Source organism: Streptomyces sp. NPDC017095 (assembly GCF_044332325.1).
Classification (GTDB): Bacteria; Actinomycetota; Actinomycetes; order Streptomycetales; family Streptomycetaceae; genus Streptomyces.
Map to the genome: position 1 here is coordinate 67,873 of NZ_JBIROU010000013.1, position 22,323 is coordinate 90,195.

The following is a 22,323-nucleotide window of genomic DNA, read 5'->3' on the forward strand; positions in this document are numbered from 1 at the left end:
TTCGGCTGGTGGGCGCGCTCAGGTGGGCGGCGCGTCTGCCGGCCGCGCGTCTGCCGGCCTGGCTCCGGCGGAGCGCGAGTCTGCCGGCCGCACGTCGGCTGGTGGCCGCGCCCGGGCAGGCCGTTGGTCCGTCGGCCGTGCGTCGGGTGGCCGTTCGGCTGGTGGGCGCGCTCCGGGGGGCCGTGCGCCTGGCCGCGCTGCGGCCGTCGGCCGTGGTGCGGGCGGTGGGACGGGTCGTCCTGCCGGCCGGGCCTTCCGAGAAGCTCCAGGTCCGCGCCTTGCAGGCGATGTGCCGCCAGGTCCTCGGCTTCCGGCTGGCGATGATCGTGGTCTCGGCCCCCGCCGCCCTCCTCAACGCGGCTCCCGGTCTGGGCGTCCGCCTGGTCGGCGCGGCCGTGGTCGTCACCGTCATGGTGTCCTACGTCCTCTTCCGCGACTGGGAACGCTTCGGCCCCCTCCTCCTGCGCCATCCCAGCCTGCTGGCCGCCGACACCCTCTTCGGCTCGTTCCTCCTCGTCTCGGCCGGCCCCGACACCACCCTCGCCTACGTCAGCGTCTGCACCCCGCTCCTGGCCGGCCTGGTCTACAGCTGGCGCGGCGCGGCCTGCTTCGCCTCCCTCCAGGCCCTGATCCTGCTCCTGGTGCATACCACCCTGAAGGCCGGCCGGCAGGCGTCCGTCGCCGAGGCCCTGCTCCTGCCCGGCCTGTGCGTCGTCGCCGGCGCCCTGGGCTCCACCCTGCGCAACCTGATGCTCCGCTTCGGCGCCGCGACCCAGGCGCTGACGGCGACCGAGGCACGCCTCGCGGCGGCGGAGGCGGTGAGCGCGGAACGCGCCCGGCTGGCCCGGGAGATGCACGACTCGCTGGCCAAGACCCTGTACGGCGTGGCCCTGGCGGCGGACGGCCTGGCGCTGACCGCCTCGGCCGACGCCCCGGATCCCGCCCGGATCCGGCAGCAGGCGGAACTGGTGTCCCGCTCGGCGCGCACCGCGGCGGCGGAGTCCCGGGAACTGCTGACGGACCTGCGCCGGGACCGCCCGGAGGAGCCGCAGCGGCCGCCGCTCTGGCAGGAACTCGCCGAACAGACCCGGGACTTCACCCGCCGCACGGGCCTGCCGGTCACCTGCCACTGGCCGGCGGACGATCCCGCCGTGCTCCCGGCCCTGCCGGCACCCGTCGCCCGGCATGTGCTCGCCATCGCCACGGAGGCGCTGGAGAACGCCCACCGGCACGCCTGTGCGACCCGCGTCGACGTACGGGCGGCGGTCGACGGCCGGCTGCTGCGCCTCACGATCCGCGACGACGGCACCGGCCTGCCGCCCGGTACCACCCTGGAGAACCTGCGCGACTCGGGCCACTTCGGCCTGCTCGGCATGGTGGAGCGGGCCGCGCAGGCGGGCGCCCGGATACGCGTCGGCAAGGGGACGCGGGAGCGGGGCACGGAAGTGCGCCTGGACCTCCCGCTGCCCCGCCCCGCTCCCCGGCCCTGACGTCCGACCCACTCACGACAGGAGGCACCATGCGGCCCTCACCCGGCTCTTCCCGGCCGGACTTCCCGCCGCCGGCCCCGGCGGACCCGCCGCTGCGGCTGCTGGTCGCCGACGACAACCCCGTGGTCCGCGCCGGTCTGACGGCGCTGCTCACGGCCTGTCCCGGCACCACGGTGGTGGCGGAGGCCGGGGACGGCCGCGAGGCGTACGAGGCGGCGCTGCGGCACCGGCCGGACGTGATCCTGCTCGACGTCCGCATGCCGGGAGTCGACGGAATCTCGGCGTTGCCGCACCTGGTGCGGCTGGCTCCCGTCATGATGCTCACCTACAGCCACGAGACGGAGACCGTGCGGGAGGCGCTGCGACTGGGGGCGGGGGGATATCTGGTGCACGGCGAGTTCACGACGGAGCAGCTGGTGCGGGCGGTACGGGACGTGCGGGAGGGCCGGCCGCATGTCACACCGGGCGCGGCGAAGGCGTTGCTGACCACGTTACGGTCCGATGCACCTGCACACGAAACCCCGAACACCCTCGACTCGGCGGGAAATTCAACCCCCTCACCTCTTTCGCAGTTGCAATCTCCTATGGGACAGTCGTTCCGGTCGCGGTTCCGGCTGAGTACCAGGGAGGCGGAGATCATGGACCTCATCGCGTCCGGCATGACCAACCAGCAGATCGCCGCCGCCTGCTTCATCAGCGAGAAGACGGTCAAGAACCACATCAACCGCATCTTCGCCAAGCTGCACACCACCACCCGGTCCCAGGCGACGGCGAAGTGGCTGGGGGTGGCCTGACATGCCGTCCCGGAACACCGAATGGGCCCGGGGTTGGGCCCTGGGGCCCTCAGGGGGCGGGAGGGTCGGGCCGTACGGTGCCCGGACCGGAGGCGAAGCTGGAGGGGAAGACCGTGAGCAAATGGTTCAACACCACCGTCGCGTACCTGCGATCCCGTGCCGCTCGCGGCGACAAGGGGCAGACCGCGGTGGAGTACCTCGGCATCATCGCGGTGGTCGTGGCGATCGTCCTGGCGATCACCGGCACGAGCATCGGCCAGTCGATCTACGACGCGATCACGAACAAGATCGCCGAGGTCACCGGCGGCTGATTCCTCCCCACCGAGACACAGGGCAGGCCTTCCCCATCTACCTCACGGTGGTGGCGGGCCTGCTCTTTCTCGCATTGGCCTACCTGGCCGTGGGCCAGGCGGCGGTGAACCGGAGCGGCGCCCAGACGGCGGCGGACGCGGCGGCGCTGGCGGCGGCCCAGCAGACCCGTGACCAGCTCGCGGCCCTGTGGCTGGAGGACTTACGCGACCCGGCCAAGTGGCAGGCCATCTTCGAGGGCGCGGGAGCCGACGACTTCTGCTGGCGTGCCGACCAGCTCGCCGCCCAGAACGACGCGACGGTGCGGTGCTCGTTCCAGCCGCCGCTGCGCTACGCGGTCGACGCCCGGACGAACAAGTCCGTGGGTGACTCCGTCGTGCCGGGCACGGAGAACGTACACGCCACGGCGCACGCGACCGCCGTCATCGAACCCCTCTGCCTCCCGCCGTCCGACGCGCGGACCCGGGCGGACGAGAAGGACGACAAGGACGACAAGGACGGGAAGGGCGAAGGGGACACACTGCCCCAGCTCACCTGCGCGGACAAGGTCTGGCATCCGAAGCCGGGCGACACCACCGGGCTGCCGGGTCCCGAGGACCTCTTCGACGTCCACCTGGCCGACTCACCAGCGAACGACCGATGACGAAGGAAGCGGAGCGATGAGCATGCGGTTCACTGCGAAGGCCCGCAGGGGGATGGTCGCCTTCGGCGTTGCGGCCGGACTGGCCGTCGGTGCGGCCGGTTGCGGAGGCGGCGGCGACGACGGGAAGCCGGACACCTCCGCGTCCGCCACCGGGACGGACGACTCCGGCCCCAGCGCGCAGGAAGGGCAGTCGGACCGACCGCTGGCGGAGTTGCGGGGATCGGACGGCCTGCTGCTCCAGATCACCTCCGCGCGACGCGACACGGGCGGCTTCGTCACGGTCGACGGCACCCTGAAGAACGACGGGGCACGGACCGCCGTCATCCCCTCCGCGCTGAGCGGGAACGAGACCGAGATCATCAAGAACGGCAGATCCCTGGGCGGGGCCACGCTGGTCGACACACAGGGCAAGAAGCGGTACTACGTACTGCGGGACACCGAGGGACGGCCGCTGACGACCACCGGCTTCTCGACCCTCAGATCCGGCGCCACCCTGGCCGTCTTCATGCAGTTCCCGGCACCTCCGGCGAGCGTGACCGAGGTGGACTTCCAACTGCCGACGTTCTCCTCCGCCGGCATCGAGATCTCCGGGTGAGCGCCCAGTGACCACCGTGCCCCGTCTCGCCCTCTTCGGAGCCGTGCTTCTGATCGTCACGTCTCTGCCCGCCACCGCCGTCGCCGGCGGCGCCGGGCCCAGCGAACCGCCCGGCACCGAGCCCTCCGCCACCGCGCCCGTGGCGGTCGACCCCGCCGACCCCGACCTCAAGCTGCCGGAAGGCGCCACGCTCGCCCAGGCCAAGGTGCTGGACATCAAGTCGGTCGTGGAGGACCAGAGCGGGGACGAGCGGCGCGAGGACACGAACGCCGATGTGACCTTCGCCCTCCAGGCCGAGGTGCTGTTCGGCAAGGACAGCGCCCGCATCGGCGCCGACGCGAAGACCCGTATCGCGACCATCGCCGAGGAGATCGCGAAGCAGCAGGCGACCCGCGTCCGCGTCTTCGGCTTCACCGACGACCTCGGCTCCTCCGCCCACGGCGACACCCTCTCCAGGCAGCGCGCCAACGCCGTACAGGCAGTCCTGGACCAGGACCTGAACAGCCCGTCCGTCACCTTCGACGTCCGCGGCTACGGCGAGCAGTACCCGATCGCCGACAACGCCACCGAGGAGGGCCGGCGCAAGAACCGCCGGGTGGAGGTCTCCTTCCCGCGCACCCGGCCCTGACCCCGCGGGCGACCGGGCCGCCCACCGGGAGTCAACCCGCCGTCTCCGCCGTCTCCGAGACCTCCATCCGCGCTCCCGCCCGCACCCCCCACCCCGCCATCGCCCCGGCCGCCGCCTCCAGCACGTGGCGTGCCCGCAGGCGGGGCCGCCCCAGCCGGCCCGGCGGCATCGTGCGGACGGCGACGACCCGCAGCCGGCGGTCCAGGTAGGCCACGTCGATCGGCATCCGCATCCCGAACGTGTGCACCCCGCTCGCCGGCGACAGCAGCAGCGCCCCGTCGACCGAGTCCCGGCCCAGCAGCCCCTTGGTCCGGGCCCGGTAGGACGCCGCGATCTCCAGCGGGACCGGCGCGGTGAGCGCCTCCCCGGTGGCCGTCCGCACCGTCAGCCGCCCGCGTCCGTCCCGCCAGCGCCCCATGCCCGCCCTCCCCTTCCACGGCCGGCACCCCGCCCGCCGCGCCCGTAAATGCGTTGTCCTTTCCCGTTCTCCCCACTAGGAAGGAGCGCTATGACCCAACTCGGCGCCGTATTCCGCCCCCAGCTCCCGCCCGAACGGCTCCGGTCCGTCGCCCGCCTCGCGGACGACACCGGCCTGGACGAACTGTGGCTGTGGGAGGACTGCTTCCTGGAAGGCGGGATCTCCACGGCCGCCGCCGCGCTCGCCTGGACCGAGCGGGTACGGGTCGGCATCGGGCTGCTGCCCGTGCCGCTCCGGAACGTCGCCGTCACCGCGATGGAGGCCGCCTCGCTGGACCGCATGTTCCCCGGCCGGGCCATCCTGACCGTGGGCCACGGCGTGCAGGACTGGATGGGCCAGGTCGGCGCCCGCGCCGCCTCGCCGCTCGGTCTGCTCGGCGAGCACCTCGACGCCCTGCGCGCCCTGCTGCGCGGGGAACGGCTCAGCGTGCAGGGGCGGTACGTCCGGCTGGACGACGTCGCCCTGGACTGGCCGCCGCAGCGCCCGGTCGAGGTCCTCGCGGGCGCCACCGGACCCCGGACGCTCCGCCTCGCCGGCGAGAAGGCCGACGGCACGCTCCTGACCTGCGCCACACCGGCGGACGGCGTACGGCGGGCCCGGCAGCTCGCCGAGGAGGGGCGGCGGGCGGCCGGACGCGGCGGCCCGCACCGGATCGTCGTCTACCTCCTGACCGCCACGGGCCCCGGCGCCGGGGCCCGGCTGCGCGCCGAGCTCGCCGCGGAGAAACTGGAGTCGGTGCCGGGCGTGGGGGTCGCCGGGGACGCGGGCGCGGTGGCGGCGGCGGTACGGCGGCTGGCCGAGGCCGGCGCGGACACCGTCGTCCTCCAGCCGACCGCGGACGAACCCGACCCGGAGGGCTTCGTACGCTTCGCCGCACAGGAGGTCCGCCCCTTGGTCCCGTGAGACCGACAGCGGCGCCGCCCGCCCGCCCGGGACGGAGACACGGCCGGCCCGCCACCGGCTGCCGTACCGGTGGCCGGACCGGACTGCCGTACCGGGCGGCCGCACCGCAGCCCGCGGGGGCCGGTCCCCGCCCGCCTGGGAGCATGGACAGATGACGACGCACCGTTCCTTCGAGGACCTCGTGGCCGAGGGCGCCGCCGTGCCCACCGAGGGCTGGGACTTCTCGTGGTTCGAGGGCCGGGCCAGTGAGGCGCGGCCCTCGTGGGGGTACGCCCGGTCGGCGGGGGAGCGGCTGGCCGGGGCCGGGGCCGCGCTCGACATCCAGACCGGCGGCGGGGAGGTGCTGGACTTCGTGCTGCGGCGGGCGGAGCCGGCCCGGCCGCTGCTGGTGGCGGCGACCGAGGGCTGGCCGCCGAACGTGGCGAAGGCCACCGCCCTGCTGCGGCCCCGCGGCGCCGTCGTGGTCGCCGCACCGGACGACGCGCCGCTGCCGTTCGCGGACGAGGCGTTCGACCTCGTGCTCAGCCGGCACCCGGTGCGCCCGCACTGGACCGAGATCGCCCGGGTGCTGCGGCCCGGCGGCACCTACTTCGCCCAGCACGTGGGGCCCGCCAGCGTCTTCGAGCTGGTCGAGTACTTCCTCGGACCGCAGCCGCCGCAGGTGCGCCGGGCCCGTGACCCGCGGCGGGAGCGGGCCGAGGCCGAGGCGGCGGGCTTGGAGGTGGCCGGGCTGCGGGCGGAACGGCTGCGGATGGAGTTCCACGACATCGCCGCCGTCGTGCACTTCCTGCGCAAGGTCGTCTGGATGGTCCCGGGGTTCACGGTGGAGGCGTACGAGGGGCGACTGCGCGCGCTGCACGAGCGGATCGAGCGGGAGGGACCGTTCGTCGCGCACAGCGCGCGGCACCTGTTCGACGTGCGCAAACCGGCCAGGTGACGGAAATGAGCCGGGAGCCCCGCGCTCTTTCCCCCGGGGCGTCGGCCGTGCGGAGCAAGCCGGTGCTCCCCGCGCCGTAGCGGAGGGGTCAAGTCCGCCGTACACCGGTGGCGTAGCCCGTCGGGGGGACCCGGGGACGACTCGCCGAAGTGACGCAAGACGGCCTAATCCTTGTGATTCCCTGCCCACTCGCCGGGAATCTCCTGTGATTCCACGGTGAATCCGGTGGGAGAGGTCATGGAATCCTGCCCGCTCCGGCCAGCGAGGCGTCGCCGGACGATTCCGGAGAGTAGTTGTGGCACGCCGATGCACCCACCATCCCTTACGAAGGGTTATGGTGGAAACCCCCCCTCGGGCCGGTCCGTCTCCCCCCCACGGACCGGCCCGTTTTCTGTCCGGGCGCCGGGCCGCCCCGCCGGCAGCGCCCGGAGCGCCCCGGCCCCGGGCAAGCCCCCGGCCGGGACCAGGCCCGAACAGCGGTAGGCTCAACGGCTCCGGCATCCCGTACCCCGCGCCCAACCCCCGGAGGGTCACGTGAACCTGCGCGACAAGCTGCGCGGTCTGCTCGTCAGGCTCTACGCACGCCGGGTGGAAGGCCACCTGGACCACGCTCAGGTGCCCAAGCACATCGGCGTCATCATGGACGGCAACCGCCGCTGGGCGAAGGCGTCCGGCTCCAGCGCCGTCCACGGGCACCGGGCCGGTGCCGACAAGATCGAGGAGTTCCTCGGCTGGTGCACCGAGACCGATGTCGAGGTCGTCACGCTGTGGCTGCTGTCCACCGACAACTTCGACCGGCCGCAGGAGGAACTCGTCCCGCTGCTCGGCATCATCGAGGGCGTCGTGCGCACCCTCGCCGCCGACGGCCGCTGGCGAGTGCACCACGTCGGCACGATGGACCTGCTGCCCACCGGTATGCAGCACACGCTGAAGGAGGCCGAGGAGGCCACCGCCCACGTCGACGGCATAGTGGTCAACGTGGCCATCGGCTACGGCGGCCGGCAGGAGATCGCCGACGCCGTGCGCTCCATGCTGCACGACGCGCACGGCAAGGGCGTGTCGCTGGAGGACCTCGCCGAGTCCGTCGACATCGACATGATCGGCCGTCACCTCTACACCGGCGACCAGCCCGACCCGGACCTGGTGATCCGCACCAGCGGGGAACAGCGGCTGTCCGGATTCATGCTCTGGCAGACCGCTCACTCCGAGTACCACTTCTGCGACGTCTTCTGGCCGGCCTTCCGCAAGGTCGACTTCCTGCGCGCCCTGCGCGACTACGCCGCACGTCACCGCCGCTTCGGCGGCTGACCGCCCGTCCCCGCCCCGTCACCGCCCGGTGACGGGGCGTCGTCGTGCCGCCCGGCCGGCGGGGATGTCACGAGGAGTTCACCGGCGCGCCGATGGCCGCATTCGCATGGCCGCGCGTGTTCGAGGGCATAACCCCAACAGGTCGACACCCGAACCACGGGCGTCGGTTCTCAGCGGGCGGCTCGGGGCCGTCCGCCCGGGAGGCCCTTTGCACCAGCCCGACCATGCGGTCACGGCACGGAAGCAGCCGCGGAGGGCCGGTTCACGGCTCGCCGTCCGCGGGGGCCCGACACCGGTCCAGCATCTCTTCGTCGCTCCCCGACCTCATCCGAGGGGGTACGTCCTTCCGTGGTGACCAGCACAAAGCGCTCCAAGCCCGACCGGCGCACGTATGTTCTCGACACCAGCGTCCTGCTGGCCGACCCGAACGCCCTGACCCGCTTCGACGAGCACGAGGTCGTGCTGCCCGTCGTGGTGGTCACGGAGCTGGAGGCCAAGCGGCACCATCCCGAACTCGGCTACTTCGCCCGCCAGGCGCTGCGCCTGCTGGACGACTACCGGGTGAGGTACGGCCGCCTCGACGCGCCCGTCCCGACCGGCGAACTCGGCGGGACGCTCCGGGTGGAACTGAACCACTCGGACCCCAGCGTGCTGCCCTCGGGCTACCGCCTGGGGGACAACGACTCCCGCATCCTCGCGGTGGCCCGCAATCTGCAGGCCGAGGGGTTCGACGTCACCGTCGTGTCGAAGGACCTGCCGCTGAGGATCAAGGCGTCCTCGGTCGGCCTCCTCGCCGAGGAGTACCGGGCCGAACTCGCCATCACGGAGAACTCCGGCTGGACGGGCATGTCGGAACTCACCCTGCCGGGCGAGCAGGTCGACATCCTCTACGAGGAAGGACACGTCTCTGTCCCGGAGGCGGCCGGCCTTCCCGTGCACACCGGCCTGACCATCCAGTCCGAGCGCGGCAAGGCGCTCGGCCGGGTCACCGCCGAGGGCGGCGTCCGCCTGGTGCGCGGCGACCGGGAGGTGTTCGGCATCAAGGGCCGCAGTGCCGAGCAGCGCATCGCGCTCGACCTGCTGCTGGACCCGGACATCGGGATCGTCTCCATGGGCGGCCGGGCCGGCACCGGCAAGTCGGCGCTGGCGCTGTGCGCGGGCCTGGAGGCGGTCCTGGAGCGCCGCCAGCACCAGAAGGTGATGGTCTTCCGTCCGCTGTACGCGGTCGGCGGCCAGGAACTGGGCTATCTGCCGGGCACCGAGGCGGAGAAGATGAGCCCCTGGGCGCAGGCCGTCTTCGACACCCTCTCGGCGGTCACCAGCCGCGAGGTCATCGAGGAGGTGACCGCGCGCGGGATGCTGGAGGTGCTCCCGCTGACCCATATCCGCGGGCGCTCGCTGCACGACGCGTTCGTCATCGTCGACGAGGCGCAGTCGCTGGAGCGCAACGTCCTGCTGACCGTGCTGTCCCGGATCGGCGCCAACTCACGGGTGGTCCTCACCCATGACGTGGCACAGCGGGACAATCTGCGCGTGGGCCGCTACGACGGAGTGGTCGCCGTGGTGGAGAAACTGAAGGGTCATCCGCTTTTCGCCCATGTCACGCTGAACCGGTCGGAGAGATCCCAGATCGCGGCACTGGTGACCGAAATGCTCGAAGACGGTCACATCTGAGCTGAAACAACGCAGTTGGCGCCGTCCGGCAAAGGTCAAGAGCCTAGCCGGGCGGCGCCGTCATGTGTGGGGCTTTCCTGAAATACCCAGGGCCAAACGGGATGTGAGCTTTCACACGCAACACAGAATTGCCACGCGGCGTCCGGTTACGGCAGAGTCTCACTCCTGTCAGGCCCCGCATACGACACACTTGTACCCCCAGCCGTACGGCTCCACTGAAGTCACCCAACTCCATAGAGTCCGTCGTATGCCGCCCGAGCACCACGCGGCGCTCCCCCTCGGGGAGTTGCCCACCGGGCCCGTGCCTCCCGTGACCCCGCAGTTGGGAGGCCAGTGTTCAGGGGCACGATTGCGTCCGCCAGGGTCACCGAAGCGGGCGATGCTGGAAGGAAACCGTGTGAGCCGGATTTCGGTCCGGGGATTCGCAGTGGCCTCGGCCACCGCGGTCACCGCTGTCGGAAGCGTCGTCGGAGTTGCCTCGGGCAGCACCGCGCAGACGAACGACGCCGAGGCGACAGCAGCCGACACCACATTCCTGGCCGAGATCCCCGCGGGTCAGCAGGCGCAGGTGCAGACCGCGTCCCTGACGCAGCAGGCCGACGCCCAGGCCATCGCCGCGGACGCGAGCGCCAAGAAGGACGCCGAGGAAGCGGCCCGCAAGGCCGCCGCCGACACCGCGATCGCCAAGAAGGAGGCCGCCGAGCAGGCCGCCGCCAAGGCGAAGCAGGAGGCCAAGGAGCGCGCCGAGGCGAAGGCCGCCCAGGCGGCCAGCCGCGACGACGTCCGCGACACCTCCAGCTTCCCGGTCCAGGGCAGCTACAGCGTGGCGCAGATCCAGGCCATGGCACGCCAGATGGTGGCCGGCGGTCAGTTCCAGTGCTTCAGCAACATCGTCGACCACGAGTCGAGCTGGAACTACCAGGCGGTCAACGCCTCCTCCGGTGCCTACGGTCTCTTCCAGGCCCTGCCCGCCGGCAAGTACGCCTCCGCCGGCGCCGACTGGCGGACCAACCCGGCGACCCAGATCAAGTGGGGCCTCAACTACATGAACGAGCGGTACGGCAGCCCCTGCCAGGCCTGGTCGTTCTGGTCGGCCAACCACTGGTACTAGGCCTCCGCCCGGCCCGTCCGGCCGTCACCGAGCCACACGAAAGCCCCTCCCCGTACTCCGGGGAGGGGCTTTCGCCCTGTACGGTCGTATCCGGAAGACTCCAGGGGGGAGTGGTGGCGAGCACCCGGGGACGCGGGGGAAGAGGACGGACCATGTCGCGAGTGCCAGGGTGGCTGGGCCGGGTCGGAGCCCGGCTCACCGAGATGAGCGAGCGCCTGGACGAGCGCCGCGCCGAAGTGGAGAAGGAGCACGACGAGCCCGCCGGTGCCGAACCGGCCGGCGCTCCCCGCGCCGGCGCGGCCGGGCCCGGCCGCGAGGCCGTGCCGTCCGTCCGCCGGACCGCACCCCCGGCCGTCCGCCGTCCCGACCCGGCCGAGGCCGTGCCCTGGGGTGTCCGGGTCGCCGCCGAGGCGGGCTGGCGGCTGCTGGTGCTGGCCGGCACCCTCTGGGTGCTGATGCGGGTGATCAGCGCCGTCCAGCTGGTGGTCTTCGCCTTCGTGATAGCGCTCCTGGTCACCGCCCTGCTCCAGCCAACGGTCGCCCGGCTCACCCGCCGCGGGGTGCCGCGCGGCCCGGCCACCGCGCTCACCGCCATCAGCGGGTTCGTGGTCATCGGCCTGATGGGCTGGTTCGTGACCTGGCAGGTCATGGAGAACATCGACACGCTCTCCACCCAGATCCAGTCCGGCATCGACGACCTGCGCAACTGGCTGCTGAAGAGCCCCTTCCACGTCACCGACAAGCAGATCAACCAGATCGCCCAGAACCTCCGCGAGGCGATCGGCGCCAACGCCGACCAGATCACCTCGGCGGGCCTGGAGGGCGTGCAGGTCATCGTGGAGGCGCTGACCGGCATCCTGCTGGTGTTCTTCTCGACGCTGTTCCTGCTCTACGACGGCAAGCGCATCTGGCAGTGGTTCCTGCGGCTGGTCCCCGCCGCCGCCCGGCCGGGCGTGGCCGGCGCCGGCCCGCGCGCCTGGCGCACCCTGACCGCCTACGTCCGCGGCACGGTGCTCGTCGCCCTGATCGACGCGATCTTCATCGGCATCGGCATCTACTTCCTGGACGTGCCGATGGCCGTCCCGCTGGCCGTGTTCATCTTCCTGTTCTCGTTCATCCCGCTGGTCGGCGCGGTCGCCTCCGGCGCGCTCGCGGTGATCGTCGCGCTGGTCACCCAGGGTGTGTTCGCGGCCCTGATGACCCTGCTGGTGGTCCTCGCGGTGCAGCAGATCGAGGGACACGTCCTGCAGCCGTTCATCCTCGGCCGCGCGGTACGGGTGCATCCGCTGGCGGTCGTCCTGACCGTGGCCGCCGGCGGCATGGTGGCCGGCATCGGCGGCGCGGTGGTGGCCGTACCGCTGGTGGCGGTGACGAACACGGTGGTCGGGTATCTGCGGCAGTATTCGCAGGGGGCCGAGGAGGCCGAGGAAGCCCAGAAGGACGCCCCGGCCGATGCCGCCGGTCCCGTGGCGCCGGGCGGTGAGCCGGGCGAGCCGGCCGTGCCCGCCCAGTCGGCCGAGCCCGCCGAGACCGCTCCGTCCGCGGAGCCGGCCGCGGCCGGTGCGGCGCCGCAGACTCCGGAGCCGCACGCGGAAGACCCCGCCCACCAGGGGTGAGCGGGGTCCTCGGGGTCCGGCCGCACTCGGCCGGGTCCGGCTCTACTCGGCCAGGACGGCCTCGGCGTCCACGGTGACGCCGATCGCCTGCACCACGGAGGCGATCTTGAACGCCTCCTGGATGGTGTCGCGCTCCACGCCGGCCTTGCGCAGCACCTGCTCGTGCGAGTCCAGGCACATGCCACAGCCGTTGATCGCGGAGACCGCGAACGACCACAGCTCGAAGTCGACCTTGTCCACGCCCGGGTTGCCGATGACGTTCATCCGCAGGCCCGCGCGCAGGGTGCCGTACTCGTGGTCGGACAGCAGGTGCCGGGTGCGGTAGAAGACGTTGTTCATCGCCATGATGGCGGCGGCCGACTTGGCGGCCTGGTACGCCTCCGGCGACAGGTTCGCCTTCGCCTCCGGCTCCAGCTCACGCAGCACGATCGGGGAGCGGGAGGCGATGGCGGTCGCCAGCACCGTGCCCCACAACTGCTGCGCCGGCAGGTCGGAGTTGCCGATGACCGAGCCCAGGTTGAGCTTCAGGTCCTTGGCGTAGTCCGGGATGCGGGACTTCAGGGAGTCGAGGGACACGGGTCACTCACCAGCCAGCAGGGCGACCGGGTCGAGGGTCTGCTCGCCCTTGGTCCAGTTGCACGGGCACAGCTCGTCGGTCTGCAGGGCGTCCAGCACCCGCAGGACCTCCTTGGGGTTGCGGCCCACGGAGCCGGCGGTGACCATCGTGAACTGGATCTCGTGGTTCGGGTCGACGACGAAGACGGCGCGCTGCGCGAAGCCGTCCTCGCCCTCGATGCCGAGCTCGCGCATCAGCTCGTGCTTGGAGTCCGCCATCATCGGGAACGGCAGGTCCGTCAGGTCCGGGTGGTCCTTGCGCCAGGCGTGGTGGACGAACTCGGAGTCGCCCGAGAAGCCGAGGATCTGGGCGTCGCGGTCGGCGAACTCGTCGTTCAGCTTCCCGAACGCGGCGATCTCGGTCGGGCACACGAACGTGAAGTCCTTGGGCCAGGCGAAGACCACGAGCCACTTGCCCTCGTAGGACTTGTGGTTGATCTGCTCGAACTCCTTGCCCTTCTCCAGCGAGACGCAGGCGGTCAGATCGAACTCGGGGAACTTGTCACCGACAGTGAGCACAGGCTCTCCTTGCAGCGAAGAAACTCCCCTTTTGAGGGTGTTTCCCATGGGGGGTTGGACGTAGTCGATGTTGGCACAGGGTGCATTGATTAGGGAAATAGCTACACTCGGTCGTGTTGATCGGAGGGAGCTATCAGTGATGACCATGGGGAACGGCAAACGGCGGCAGCCGAGCCTGGCGCAGCTGCGGGCGTTCGCCGCCGTGGCCGAGCACCTGCACTTCCGGGACGCGGCGGCGGCGATAGGCATGAGCCAGCCCGCCCTGTCCGGCGCGGTCTCCGCGCTGGAGGAGACACTCGGCGTGACCCTCCTCGAGCGTACGACGCGCAAGGTACTGCTCTCGGCCGCGGGGGAGCGGCTGGCGGTGCGGGCCAAGGCGGTGCTGGACGAGGTCGGCGCGCTGCTGGAGGAGGCCGAGGCCGTCCGGGCGCCCTTCACGGGCGTGCTGCGCCTCGGGGTGATCCCCACCGTCGCGCCGTATCTGCTGCCGGCCGTGCTGCGGCTGGTCCACGACCGCTATCCGCAGCTCGACCTCCAGGTGCACGAGGAGCAGACCGCCAGCCTGGTCGACGGCCTGAACTCCGGCCGGCTCGACCTGCTGCTGCTCGCGGTGCCGCTCGGCGTGCCGGGTGTGGTCGAACTGCCGCTGTTCGACGAGGACTTCGTGCTCGTCACGCCGCTCGACCACGGGCTCGGCGGCCGGGAGGGCATACCCCGGGAGGCACTGAAGGAGCTGAACCTGCTGCTCCTGGACGAGGGGCACTGCCTGCGCGACCAGGCCCTCGACATCTGCCGGGAGGCGGGCCGCGCGGACGCGCCGGTGACCACCACGGCGGCCGGGCTGTCCACGCTGGTCCAGCTGGTGGCGGGCGGCCTCGGCTGCACGCTGCTGCCGCGCACCGCGCTGAAGCTGGAGACCACCCGCAGCAGCCAGTTGCTGACCGGCTACTTCGCCGAACCCGCCCCGAGCCGCCGCGTCGCCTTCGCGATGCGCGCGGGCGCGGCGCGTTCGGGGGAGTACGCGGAGCTGGCGGCGGCCCTGCGGGAGGCGCTGCGGGCCCTGCCGGTGCGGGTGCTCGACGGCCCCGACGAGCGCTCCGCCCCGGCCGGCCCCGTGCACGACTGAGCCCGCCGCCCCGCCCGCGGCGCCCCCCGGCTCGCCGGCCTACACCGTCCGCGGTCCCGTCCGCGGCGCCTCCCGGCTCGCCGGGCTACTCCGTCCGCCGCCCCGTCCGCGGCGCCTCCCGGCTCGCCGGGCTACTCCGTCCGCCGCCCCGCCCGCGGCGCCCCCCGGCCCGCCGGCCTACTCCGTCCGCAGGCCCGTCGGTCGGGCCATGCGGAGCAGTGGCGGCAGGGTGAGCAGGGTGACCGTGAGGACCACCGCCGCGCCGGCGCCCGTCATCGCCAGGACGCCCGTCCAGTCCACGAGGACCGGGGTCGCCGTCATCTTCAGCAGCACCGTGCCGAGGGTCAGGCCCACCGCCGCGGCCAGCAGCAGACCGAGCGTGATCGGCACCGCCGTCTGCCACAGCACCGACAGGCCCAGCGTGCGGCGCCGGGTGCCGAAGGCGACCAGCGACGACAGCAGCTTGCGCCGCTCGCGCAACTGCTCCAGCTGGGAGACCAGCAGGCTGGCCCCGATCAGCGCCAGCACACAGACCGCGCCGAGGAACAGACCGGTGCGCAGGGAGCCGTACCGCGCGGACTGGACGGTGGCCGCCCAGTGCCAGGCGTTGGCGAGCCGGTCCACCCGCGCGGCCGTGTTGCGCACGTACTCGTCCGCGTCCGGCACCGACAGGTCGAGCCGGACGAACACCTGGTGGTACAGCGTCGACGCGGCGCCGGCGGGCAGCGCGGCCGGGGTGAGCAGCAGGCCGTCGGCCTCCGGCCGCAGCGCGTCCTCGCGGACGCCGACCTGGCGCAGCCCGGCCGGAACCGTCCAGGGGATCTCGCGTCCGCGCACGTCCGCCGAGTAGCTGGGATCGAGGAAGACCTGCCGGCCGGGCCGGGTCAGGGCGCGCAGGGCGGCGCGGTCGTCCGCGGGCGGGATGACGAAGGCGTCACCGTCCCGGCAGGACGGCAGGTGCGCCAGCTCGCGCAGCGCGGCGCAGTCGCCGACGGTGATGCCGACCGTGGTGCCGGGGTCGTACCGCTTGTCGCCGACCCCGCCGCTGGAGAGCGCCACCGCGTGCCTGACGCCCTTGGTGCGGGGGAACTCGCGGGCCGCCACCGCCAGCCGGGACCGGTCCCGCAGGTCGATCTCCATGGACGCCCGGTTCGGGTCCCGGCCGGTGTCCCTGGTGTACTGGCCCTGCACGCCCGCGAAGAGCATCTGCAGCGCGATCGCACCGGCCACCGCCACCGCGATGCCGTTGACCATGCGGGCCGCCGTCCCGCTGCCCGACTGGAGCCGCCGTACGGCCAGTTGCCAGGAGACCGGGCCCGCGCCGAGCCGGGCCACGGCCGCCTCCACCAGCCAGGGCAGCAGCAGGGTGACGCCGGCCAGGAGCAGCAGGACGCCGCCGACGACCAGGTACTCGTTGAAGCCGCCGTGGGAGCGGCCCTGGCCGATCATCGGGTACAGCATCGCCAGACCCGCGAGCGGCAGCAGCAGCCGCCACCACAGGCGCCGCCGGCGCTGCCGGGCGGCGCGCACCACGCCGAGCGGCTCCACGACCACGGAGCGCATCGCGAACAGCGTCACCGCCACCGCGGCGGCCGGGACCGCCACCGCGACCACCGCGACCAGCACCGGCGAGGGGTTCAGATAGCTGGGGAAGAAACTCTCGCCCAGCACCTCCACCGAGCCCGCCGCCTGCCGTCCGACCAGGAAGAACACCGCGCCGACGACCAGGCCGAGCAGCGCCCCGGCCAGTGCCTCGCCGGCCGCGATCCGGCGGGTCATCCGGCTGTCGGAGCCGACCAGCCGCAGCGCGGCCAGCCGGCGGTCGCGCCGCTCGCCGCCGAAGCGCACGGCCGCGGCGATGAACACGGCGACCGGCGCCAGCAGGACGACGAACATGACCAGCGTCATCATGATCAGCACCGGGTCGGCCCGCTCGGCCGTCGGATGCCGGTCGCCGAACGCGCTCAGCCGCACCACGCGCGAGCCGTCCGCCGGCACCGCCAGATCGCCGGCGCCCGCGTAGTAGGCCAGTTCGTGCGAGCCGATGAGACCGGACTCGCCGATCGTGCCGGTGATCCGGTCCGGCAGCCGCTCCCGCAGCAGCCGGCCCCCGGCCGAGGAGAGCAGCTCCTTCAGCGCGGGCGAGACGATCATCTCGCCGGGGGCGGGGAAGCGGTCCAGGCCCGGCGGCAGCGGCGCCCGCGGGCCCTCCGGCTCCAGCAGCCGGCCCCGGACGTCCCGGCCGTGCCACTCGGTGTCGCTCTGGCCGACCAGCACGGTGTTCTCGCCCTTGGGCGGCATGCGCAGGCCGTAGGTGAGGTCGAGCCGGGCCTGTTCGCGCTGGTGCCGTGCGGTCAGCACGTTCGGCAGCGCGGTGGTGAGCAGCAGCAGCGCCACGCCGAGGCCCACGCCGACCGCCGTCAGCACCATCCGGATCCAGCCCTCGCGCCCGCCGGTGCAGGCGAACCGGATGCCCAGCCCCAGGTCCCGGGACCACTGCCGGAGGTTCATACGGCCCGCTCCATGTCCCGTGACCTGCCGTCGCGTACGACGATCTCCCGGTCGGAGTAGGCGGCCACCCGGGCCTCGTGCGTGACCAGCACCACGGCCGCGTTGGTGGAGCGGGCGGCGTCCGTCAGCAGCTCCATCACGCGTTCGCCGTTGAGGGAGTCGAGCGCGCCGGTCGGCTCGTCGGCGAACACCACCCGGGGCCCGGTGACCAGGGACCGGGCCACCGCGACCCGCTGGCCCTGGCCGCCGGAGACCTCGCCGGGCCGCTTGTCCCGCAGGTCGTCCACCTCCAGGCGTTCCAGCCAGGCGAGCGCGGCCCGCTCGGCCTCCTTGCGGGGGCGGCCGTTCAGCCGCAGCGGCAGCGCCACGTTCTCCACGCAGGTCAGCTCCGGCACGAGCTGGCCGAACTGGAAGACGAACCCGAAGTCGCTGCGGCGCAGGGCGCTGCGTTCGGTGTCGCTCATGCCGGCCAGTTCACGGCCGTCGTAGGTGATGGAGCCCGAGTCGGGCGGCACGATGCCGGCGAGGCAGTGCAGCAGGGTCGACTTCCCGGAGCCGGACGGGCCCATCACGGCGACGACCTCGCCGGGGTGGATGGAGAACGCGGCGCCGTCGAGGGCGACGGTGGGGCCGTAGGCCTTGCGCAGGTCCTCGGCGGCGAGCAGGGAGCCGGGCGGCGGGGTCATCGGGTCACCGCCACACGGAGCTTGTCGAGGCGCGCGGCGGTCAGTTCCAGCCAGCGCAGGTCGGCCTCCAGGTGGAACAGGGCGTGGTCGCAGATCAGCTGGTCCGCGAGGTCGCCCTTGCGCTTGCGGTCGGTGAGGATGCGCATGCTGCGCAGGTGCTCGGCCCGCTGGGTGTCGAGGATGTCGGCGGCGTCGCGGTGGGTGAGCAGGGCGAGGACGACCTTGGTGTACAGGGTCGACTGGAGGTACTCCGCCGGCTTCTCCGGGGTGGCGAGCCAGCGTTCGACGTCGGTGACGCCGGCGTCGGTGATGGCGTACCGCTTGCGCTCGGGGCCGCCGCCCGACTCGACCCCGTCGACTTCCACGAGGCCGTTCTTCAGCAGCCGGGACATCGTGGAGTAGACCTGGCCGTAGTGCAGCGGCCGGTCGTGACCGAACTTCTCGTCGAAGGCCCGCTTGAGGTCGTAGCCGTGACGCGGACCGGACTCCAGGAGTCCCAGGAGGGTGTGACCGATGGACATGGCAGCACTCTACACATGGTGTATACGCGAGGTGTATACCCGGGCGGGGCCGAGGGGCGGCGCGAGTGCGCCGGCGCAGGTCAGGGGCGGTTGTCCGGATTCGGCGCCGCCCGGCCGCCCGCCCGCGGTGGCCGGTTCAGGCCGGCGGGGGTCCCGGGGGCGGGCCGCCGGGCGGGCGTCCCCGGCGCGGCAGCGGACCCGCGTCCCCGGGCAGCCGTCCCGCCTCCGCGAGCGCGCGCCGCAGCAGGAACTCGATCTGCGCGTTCGCCGACCGCAGTTCGTCCCCGGCCCACCGGGCCAGCGCCTCGTACACCGACGGATCCAGCCGCAGCAGCACCTGCTTGCGCTGCCGCGGCCGGTTCTCCGGTGTCTTGGGGGAGTCCGTCACTGGTAGAGGGTCCCGGTGTTGAGGACGGGCTGCGGGGCTCGGTCCCCGCACAGCACCACCAGCAGGTTCGACACCATCGCCGCCTTCCGCTCCTCGTCCAGCTCCACGATGTCCGCCTCCGCGATCCGGTCCAGCGCCGCCTGGACCATGCCCACGGCGCCGTCCACGATCTGCCGCCGGGCCGCGACGACCGCTCCCGCCTGCTGCCGCTGGAGCATCGCCGAGGCGATCTCCGGAGCGTACGCGAGATGCGTGAAGCGGGACTCGACGACCTGCACCCCGGCCGCCTCCACCCGTGCCTGGAGCTCCACGGCCAGCTTCTCGGTGATCTCCTCGGCGTTGCCGCGCAGCGACAGCCCGTCCTCGTCGTGGGCGTCGTACGGGTACTCGATGGCGATGTGCCGCACGGCCGTCTCGGTCTGCGTGGCGACAAACTCGGTGAAGTCGTCCACCTCGAAGGTGGCCTGCGCGGTGTCCCGCACCCTCCACACCACGACCGCGGCCAGCTCGATCGGGTTGCCGTAGGCGTCGTTCACCTTCAGTACGGCGGTCTCGTGGTTGCGCACCCGGGTGGAGACCCGGGTCCGGGAGGTGAAGGGGTTCACCCAGCGCAGGCCGTCCTGCCGGATCGTGCCCCGGTAGCGCCCGAAGAGCTGGACGACCCGCGCCTCGCCCGGCGCGACCGTGTTGAGGCCGCGCAGTCCGATGAGGGCGGCGAGCAGGACCACGACGCCGGCGGCGACGCACCCGCCCCGCACGCCGGACGAGGAGACCGCCCCGGCGGCCGCGAAGAGCGCCGCCGCGCCGCCGAGCCCGAGCAGGCCCAGCAGCAGGGCGAGCCCGCCGCCGATGCTGTGGGCCGGGAACTCCCGGACCCGCAGGGCAGGCATCTCGGGTATATCGGACATGGGTGATCCCCGTTCTCGAAGTCTTATCGCTGTGCTCGCTAAGAGTTATCACTTTTCCCGCGCAGAGCAACCCCGCAACCCCCGTATACGTCGGTTCCGTTGGGAACGGGTGCTGATTGTCACGTCCGTAAAAGAACGGATCGGACGCCCTTTGTCATATAGAGGGGTGTTAGCTTTCGGAGCTGACCCCGAGACGGAAGCGAGCGTAGGGACCCATGGGACGAGCGGAAGAGAGACGAGCGCGCCAGCGTGGGGGTCACCGCGCGGCGCCCCAGCGCCGCCGCTCCGAACCCGCGGCCGCCGGTAAGCCCGCCAAGAGCCTCATACGCCGGATGTTCACCTGGAAGAAGATCCTCGGCACCGTCTTCGGGGTCTGCCTGCTGGCCATCCTCGGCTTCATCGGCCTCTACCTGTACGTGGACATACCCGAGGGCAACGCCGCCGCCCGGCAGCAGAGCAACGTCTACAAGTTCAGCGACGGCACGGTCCTGGCCCGCAGCGGCAAGGTCAACCGCGAGATCGTCGACCTGTCCAAGGTGCCCCGCAAGGTCCAGCTCACCTTCGTCGCCGCCGAGAACAAGAGCTTCTACGGCGACGCCGGCGTCGACTTCCGCGGCACCGCCCGCGCGCTGCTCAACACCTTGGCCGGCAAGGGCAAGCAGGGCGGCTCCACGATCACCCAGCAGTACGTCAAGAACTACTACCTCAACCAGGACCAGACCGTCACGCGCAAGCTGAAGGAACTGGTCATCTCGCTGAAGGTGGACCGCGAGAAGTCCAAGGACGACATCCTCGCCGGCTACATCAACACCAGCTACTACGGCCGCAACGCCTACGGCATCCAGGCCGCCGCCCAGGCCTACTTCCACGTCGACGCCGAGGACCTGACGGTCGAACAGGGCGCCTACCTCGCCGCGCTGCTCCAGGCACCGAGCCAGTACGACTGGGCGGTCGCCTCCGACACCGGCAAGCGACTGGTCACCCAGCGCTGGAACTACGTCCTGGACAACATGGTCGAGGAGGGCTGGCTGGCCAAGTCCCAGCGCGCCGCCCTGCACTTCCCCGCGATCAAGGAGCCCAAGGGCGCCCCGGGCCTCGAAGGGCAGAAGGGCTATCTGGTCGAACTCGCCAACCAGCAGCTCGAACAGCAGCTCATGGCGCAGCAGGGCCTGACCCAGTCGCAGGCGGAGAACGCGGTCGTCGAAAAGGGCTGGACCATCACCCTCAACATCGACCGCAAGAAGCAGGCCGCGCTGGAGCAGGCGGTCAAGACGCAGCTGACCGGCAAGCTGGACAAGAAGAAGCGCAAGGTCGACGGCGACATCCAGCCCGGCGCCGTCTCCGTCGACCCCGCAAACGGCAGGATCGTCGCGCTCTACGGCGGCCAGAACTACTACGACCACTACTTCAGCAACGCCACCCGCAAGGACTACCAGCCCGCCTCCACCTTCAAGCCCGTCATCCTCGCCGCCGCGCTGGAGCAGAACGCCACCACGCAGGACGGCAAGCCCATCACCGCCTCCACCGTCTACGACGGCACCAGCCGCCGCCCGGTGCGCGACGACGGCACCGAGGTCGGCTTCGCCCCGCCGAACGAGGACGACCGCAGCTACGGCAGGATCAGCGTCCAGCAGGCCATGAACAAGTCCGTGAACTCCGTGTTCGCGCAGATGGGCGTGGACGTGGGCATGGACAAGGTGATGAGCACGGCCGCCGCGCTGGGCATGGACACCAAGGGCATGCAGGCGGTGCCCGCCCAGACCCTCGGCTCGATGGGCGCGAGCCCGCTGGAGATGGCCGGGATCTACGCCACCTTCGCCAACCACGGCTACAAGGTGACCCCGTCCATCATCAAGACCGCCGAGAACAAGGGCCGCTCGGTGGAGCTGCCGGACCCGGTCGGCGGCTCGGTGATCAGCCGTACGGCCGCCGACACGGTCACCTCGGTGCTCACCGGCGTGGTGGACGACGGCACGGCCAAGCGGTCCGTGGCCGACAACCCGCTGCGCGACGGCCAGCAGGTGGCGGGCAAGACCGGTACCTCCGACGAGAACAAGTCGGCCTGGTTCACCGGCTACACGCCCGATCTGGTCACCTCCGTCGGCCTGTTCGGCGAGGACCCCGAGACCAAGGCCCATGTGAGCATGAAGGGCGCTACCGGCCTGCTGGAGCCGCCCGGCCGGATCAACGGCGGCGGCTACCCGGCGCAGATCTGGGCCGCGTACACCTTCGGCGTCACCGACAAGGCCGCCTTCGACCTGAACACCACCCAGGGCGCGGCCGTCGCGCCGACCGAGACGCCCTCGTGGACGTCCACCCCGACCCGGACGCCGTCCCAGACGCCGACCTCCGAGCCGCCGACGACCTCCGAGCCGCCCTCGCGGACGCCGACCACGCCGACGACCCAGCCGCCGTCCCAGACACCGACGACCCAGCCGCCGTCCCAGACACCGACCACCCGGCCGCCCTCGCAGACGCCGTCCCAGACGCCCACCACCGAGGACCCGCTCGACCCGGGGGGCGACCTCGGGGAGGACCGGCAGCTCGGCTGACACGCGGCCCG

Annotated in this window: 22 protein-coding genes; 14 read left to right on the forward strand and 8 right to left on the reverse strand. The window is 72.3% G+C overall.

The features are described 5' to 3' along the window. The first annotated feature begins 146 nt into the window (after positions 1-146). From ACH4OA_RS24905 to ACH4OA_RS24930, 6 genes are all read left to right on the forward strand, one after another. The gene (locus ACH4OA_RS24905) at positions 147-1,490 is read left to right on the forward strand and encodes a sensor histidine kinase (protein WP_397970989.1); all 1,344 of its coding nucleotides are present in this window, start codon (positions 147-149) and stop codon (positions 1,488-1,490) included. 29 nt (positions 1,491-1,519) lie between these two features. Further along, the gene (locus ACH4OA_RS24910; RefSeq protein WP_397970992.1) at positions 1,520-2,284 is read left to right on the forward strand and encodes a response regulator; all 765 of its coding nucleotides are present in this window, start codon (positions 1,520-1,522) and stop codon (positions 2,282-2,284) included. A 113-nt stretch (positions 2,285-2,397) separates the two neighbouring features. After that, complete coding sequence (locus tag ACH4OA_RS24915; RefSeq protein ID WP_397941646.1) at positions 2,398-2,595, forward strand: Flp family type IVb pilin; 198 nt, start codon at positions 2,398-2,400, stop codon at positions 2,593-2,595. Then, complete coding sequence (locus ACH4OA_RS24920) at positions 2,595-3,236, forward strand: pilus assembly protein TadG-related protein (protein WP_397971152.1); 642 nt, start codon at positions 2,595-2,597, stop codon at positions 3,234-3,236. The genes ACH4OA_RS24915 and ACH4OA_RS24920 overlap by 1 nt, the downstream gene beginning before the upstream one ends. Positions 3,237-3,252: 16 nt before the next feature. Beyond that, positions 3,253-3,831, forward strand: coding sequence for a hypothetical protein (locus tag ACH4OA_RS24925; protein WP_365873367.1), 579 nt, complete (start codon positions 3,253-3,255; stop codon positions 3,829-3,831). A gap of 7 nt (positions 3,832-3,838) precedes the next feature. Further along, entirely contained in the window at positions 3,839-4,459 is a 621-nt protein-coding gene (locus tag ACH4OA_RS24930) for an OmpA family protein (RefSeq protein ID WP_397970995.1), read from the forward strand. Between the two features lie 31 nt (positions 4,460-4,490). Here ACH4OA_RS24930 and ACH4OA_RS24935 read toward each other — a convergent pair whose 3' ends face one another. Next, positions 4,491-4,877 (reverse strand): DUF192 domain-containing protein, encoded by a 387-nt coding sequence (locus ACH4OA_RS24935; protein WP_397970997.1) that lies wholly within the window; start codon positions 4,875-4,877, stop codon positions 4,491-4,493. Positions 4,878-4,967: 90 nt separating this feature from the next. Here ACH4OA_RS24935 and ACH4OA_RS24940 point away from each other — a divergent pair, with 90 nt between their 5' ends. The 6 genes from ACH4OA_RS24940 to ACH4OA_RS24965 all read left to right on the forward strand — a co-directional run bounded on the left by ACH4OA_RS24940 (position 4,968) and on the right by ACH4OA_RS24965 (position 12,486). Then, a complete protein-coding gene (locus ACH4OA_RS24940) occupies positions 4,968-5,840 on the forward strand; it encodes an LLM class flavin-dependent oxidoreductase (RefSeq protein WP_365873361.1) in 873 nt (290 codons plus the stop codon). A gap of 151 nt (positions 5,841-5,991) precedes the next feature. Beyond that, positions 5,992-6,777, forward strand: coding sequence for a class I SAM-dependent methyltransferase (locus tag ACH4OA_RS24945; protein ID WP_397971000.1), 786 nt, complete (start codon positions 5,992-5,994; stop codon positions 6,775-6,777). 534 nt (positions 6,778-7,311) lie between these two features. Further along, the gene (locus ACH4OA_RS24950) at positions 7,312-8,085 is read left to right on the forward strand and encodes an isoprenyl transferase (RefSeq protein WP_365873357.1); all 774 of its coding nucleotides are present in this window, start codon (positions 7,312-7,314) and stop codon (positions 8,083-8,085) included. Positions 8,086-8,433: 348 nt separating this feature from the next. Continuing rightward, complete coding sequence (locus ACH4OA_RS24955; protein ID WP_397941656.1) at positions 8,434-9,759, forward strand: PhoH family protein; 1,326 nt, start codon at positions 8,434-8,436, stop codon at positions 9,757-9,759. A 379-nt stretch (positions 9,760-10,138) separates the two neighbouring features. After that, the gene (locus ACH4OA_RS24960; protein WP_397941657.1) at positions 10,139-10,870 is read left to right on the forward strand and encodes a transglycosylase SLT domain-containing protein; all 732 of its coding nucleotides are present in this window, start codon (positions 10,139-10,141) and stop codon (positions 10,868-10,870) included. 152 nt (positions 10,871-11,022) lie between these two features. Next, positions 11,023-12,486 (forward strand): AI-2E family transporter, encoded by a 1,464-nt coding sequence (locus tag ACH4OA_RS24965; protein WP_397941659.1) that lies wholly within the window; start codon positions 11,023-11,025, stop codon positions 12,484-12,486. A 42-nt stretch (positions 12,487-12,528) separates the two neighbouring features. On the opposite strand, the gene ACH4OA_RS24970 is transcribed toward ACH4OA_RS24965, so the two are convergent. After that, the gene (locus tag ACH4OA_RS24970) at positions 12,529-13,062 is read right to left on the reverse strand and encodes an alkyl hydroperoxide reductase (RefSeq protein WP_365883838.1); all 534 of its coding nucleotides are present in this window, start codon (positions 13,060-13,062) and stop codon (positions 12,529-12,531) included. A 3-nt stretch (positions 13,063-13,065) separates the two neighbouring features. Then, positions 13,066-13,620, reverse strand: coding sequence for a peroxiredoxin (locus ACH4OA_RS24975; protein ID WP_365883839.1), 555 nt, complete (start codon positions 13,618-13,620; stop codon positions 13,066-13,068). Between the two features lie 139 nt (positions 13,621-13,759). Between ACH4OA_RS24975 and ACH4OA_RS24980 the strand changes: the two genes are divergently transcribed. Continuing rightward, the gene (locus tag ACH4OA_RS24980) at positions 13,760-14,746 is read left to right on the forward strand and encodes a LysR substrate-binding domain-containing protein (protein ID WP_397941663.1); all 987 of its coding nucleotides are present in this window, start codon (positions 13,760-13,762) and stop codon (positions 14,744-14,746) included. Between the two features lie 177 nt (positions 14,747-14,923). Here ACH4OA_RS24980 and ACH4OA_RS24985 read toward each other — a convergent pair whose 3' ends face one another. From ACH4OA_RS24985 to ACH4OA_RS25005, 5 genes are all read right to left on the reverse strand, one after another. Continuing rightward, on the reverse strand, positions 14,924-17,257 hold the full coding sequence (locus tag ACH4OA_RS24985) for an ABC transporter permease (RefSeq protein ID WP_397971003.1): 2,334 nt from the start codon (positions 17,255-17,257) through the stop codon (positions 14,924-14,926). After that, a complete protein-coding gene (locus tag ACH4OA_RS24990) occupies positions 17,254-17,943 on the reverse strand; it encodes an ABC transporter ATP-binding protein (protein ID WP_365882911.1) in 690 nt (229 codons plus the stop codon). The genes ACH4OA_RS24985 and ACH4OA_RS24990 overlap by 4 nt, the downstream gene beginning before the upstream one ends. After that, complete coding sequence (locus ACH4OA_RS24995) at positions 17,940-18,464, reverse strand: PadR family transcriptional regulator (protein WP_397941666.1); 525 nt, start codon at positions 18,462-18,464, stop codon at positions 17,940-17,942. The genes ACH4OA_RS24990 and ACH4OA_RS24995 overlap by 4 nt, the downstream gene beginning before the upstream one ends. 136 nt (positions 18,465-18,600) lie before the next feature. Then, positions 18,601-18,852: a hypothetical protein gene (locus tag ACH4OA_RS25000; protein ID WP_397941668.1), complete on the reverse strand. Its 252-nt coding sequence runs from the start codon at positions 18,850-18,852 to the stop codon at positions 18,601-18,603. Next, positions 18,849-19,760 carry an SPFH domain-containing protein gene (locus ACH4OA_RS25005; RefSeq protein WP_397971005.1) on the reverse strand — a complete coding sequence of 304 codons (912 nt, stop codon included), beginning with the start codon at positions 19,758-19,760 and terminating at the stop codon, positions 18,849-18,851. Before ACH4OA_RS25005 ends, ACH4OA_RS25000 begins: the two co-directional genes overlap by 4 nt. 215 nt (positions 19,761-19,975) lie before the next feature. Here ACH4OA_RS25005 and ACH4OA_RS25010 point away from each other — a divergent pair, with 215 nt between their 5' ends. Beyond that, a complete protein-coding gene (locus ACH4OA_RS25010) occupies positions 19,976-22,312 on the forward strand; it encodes a transglycosylase domain-containing protein (protein WP_397941671.1) in 2,337 nt (778 codons plus the stop codon). The last annotated feature ends 11 nt before the right edge of the window (positions 22,313-22,323 follow it).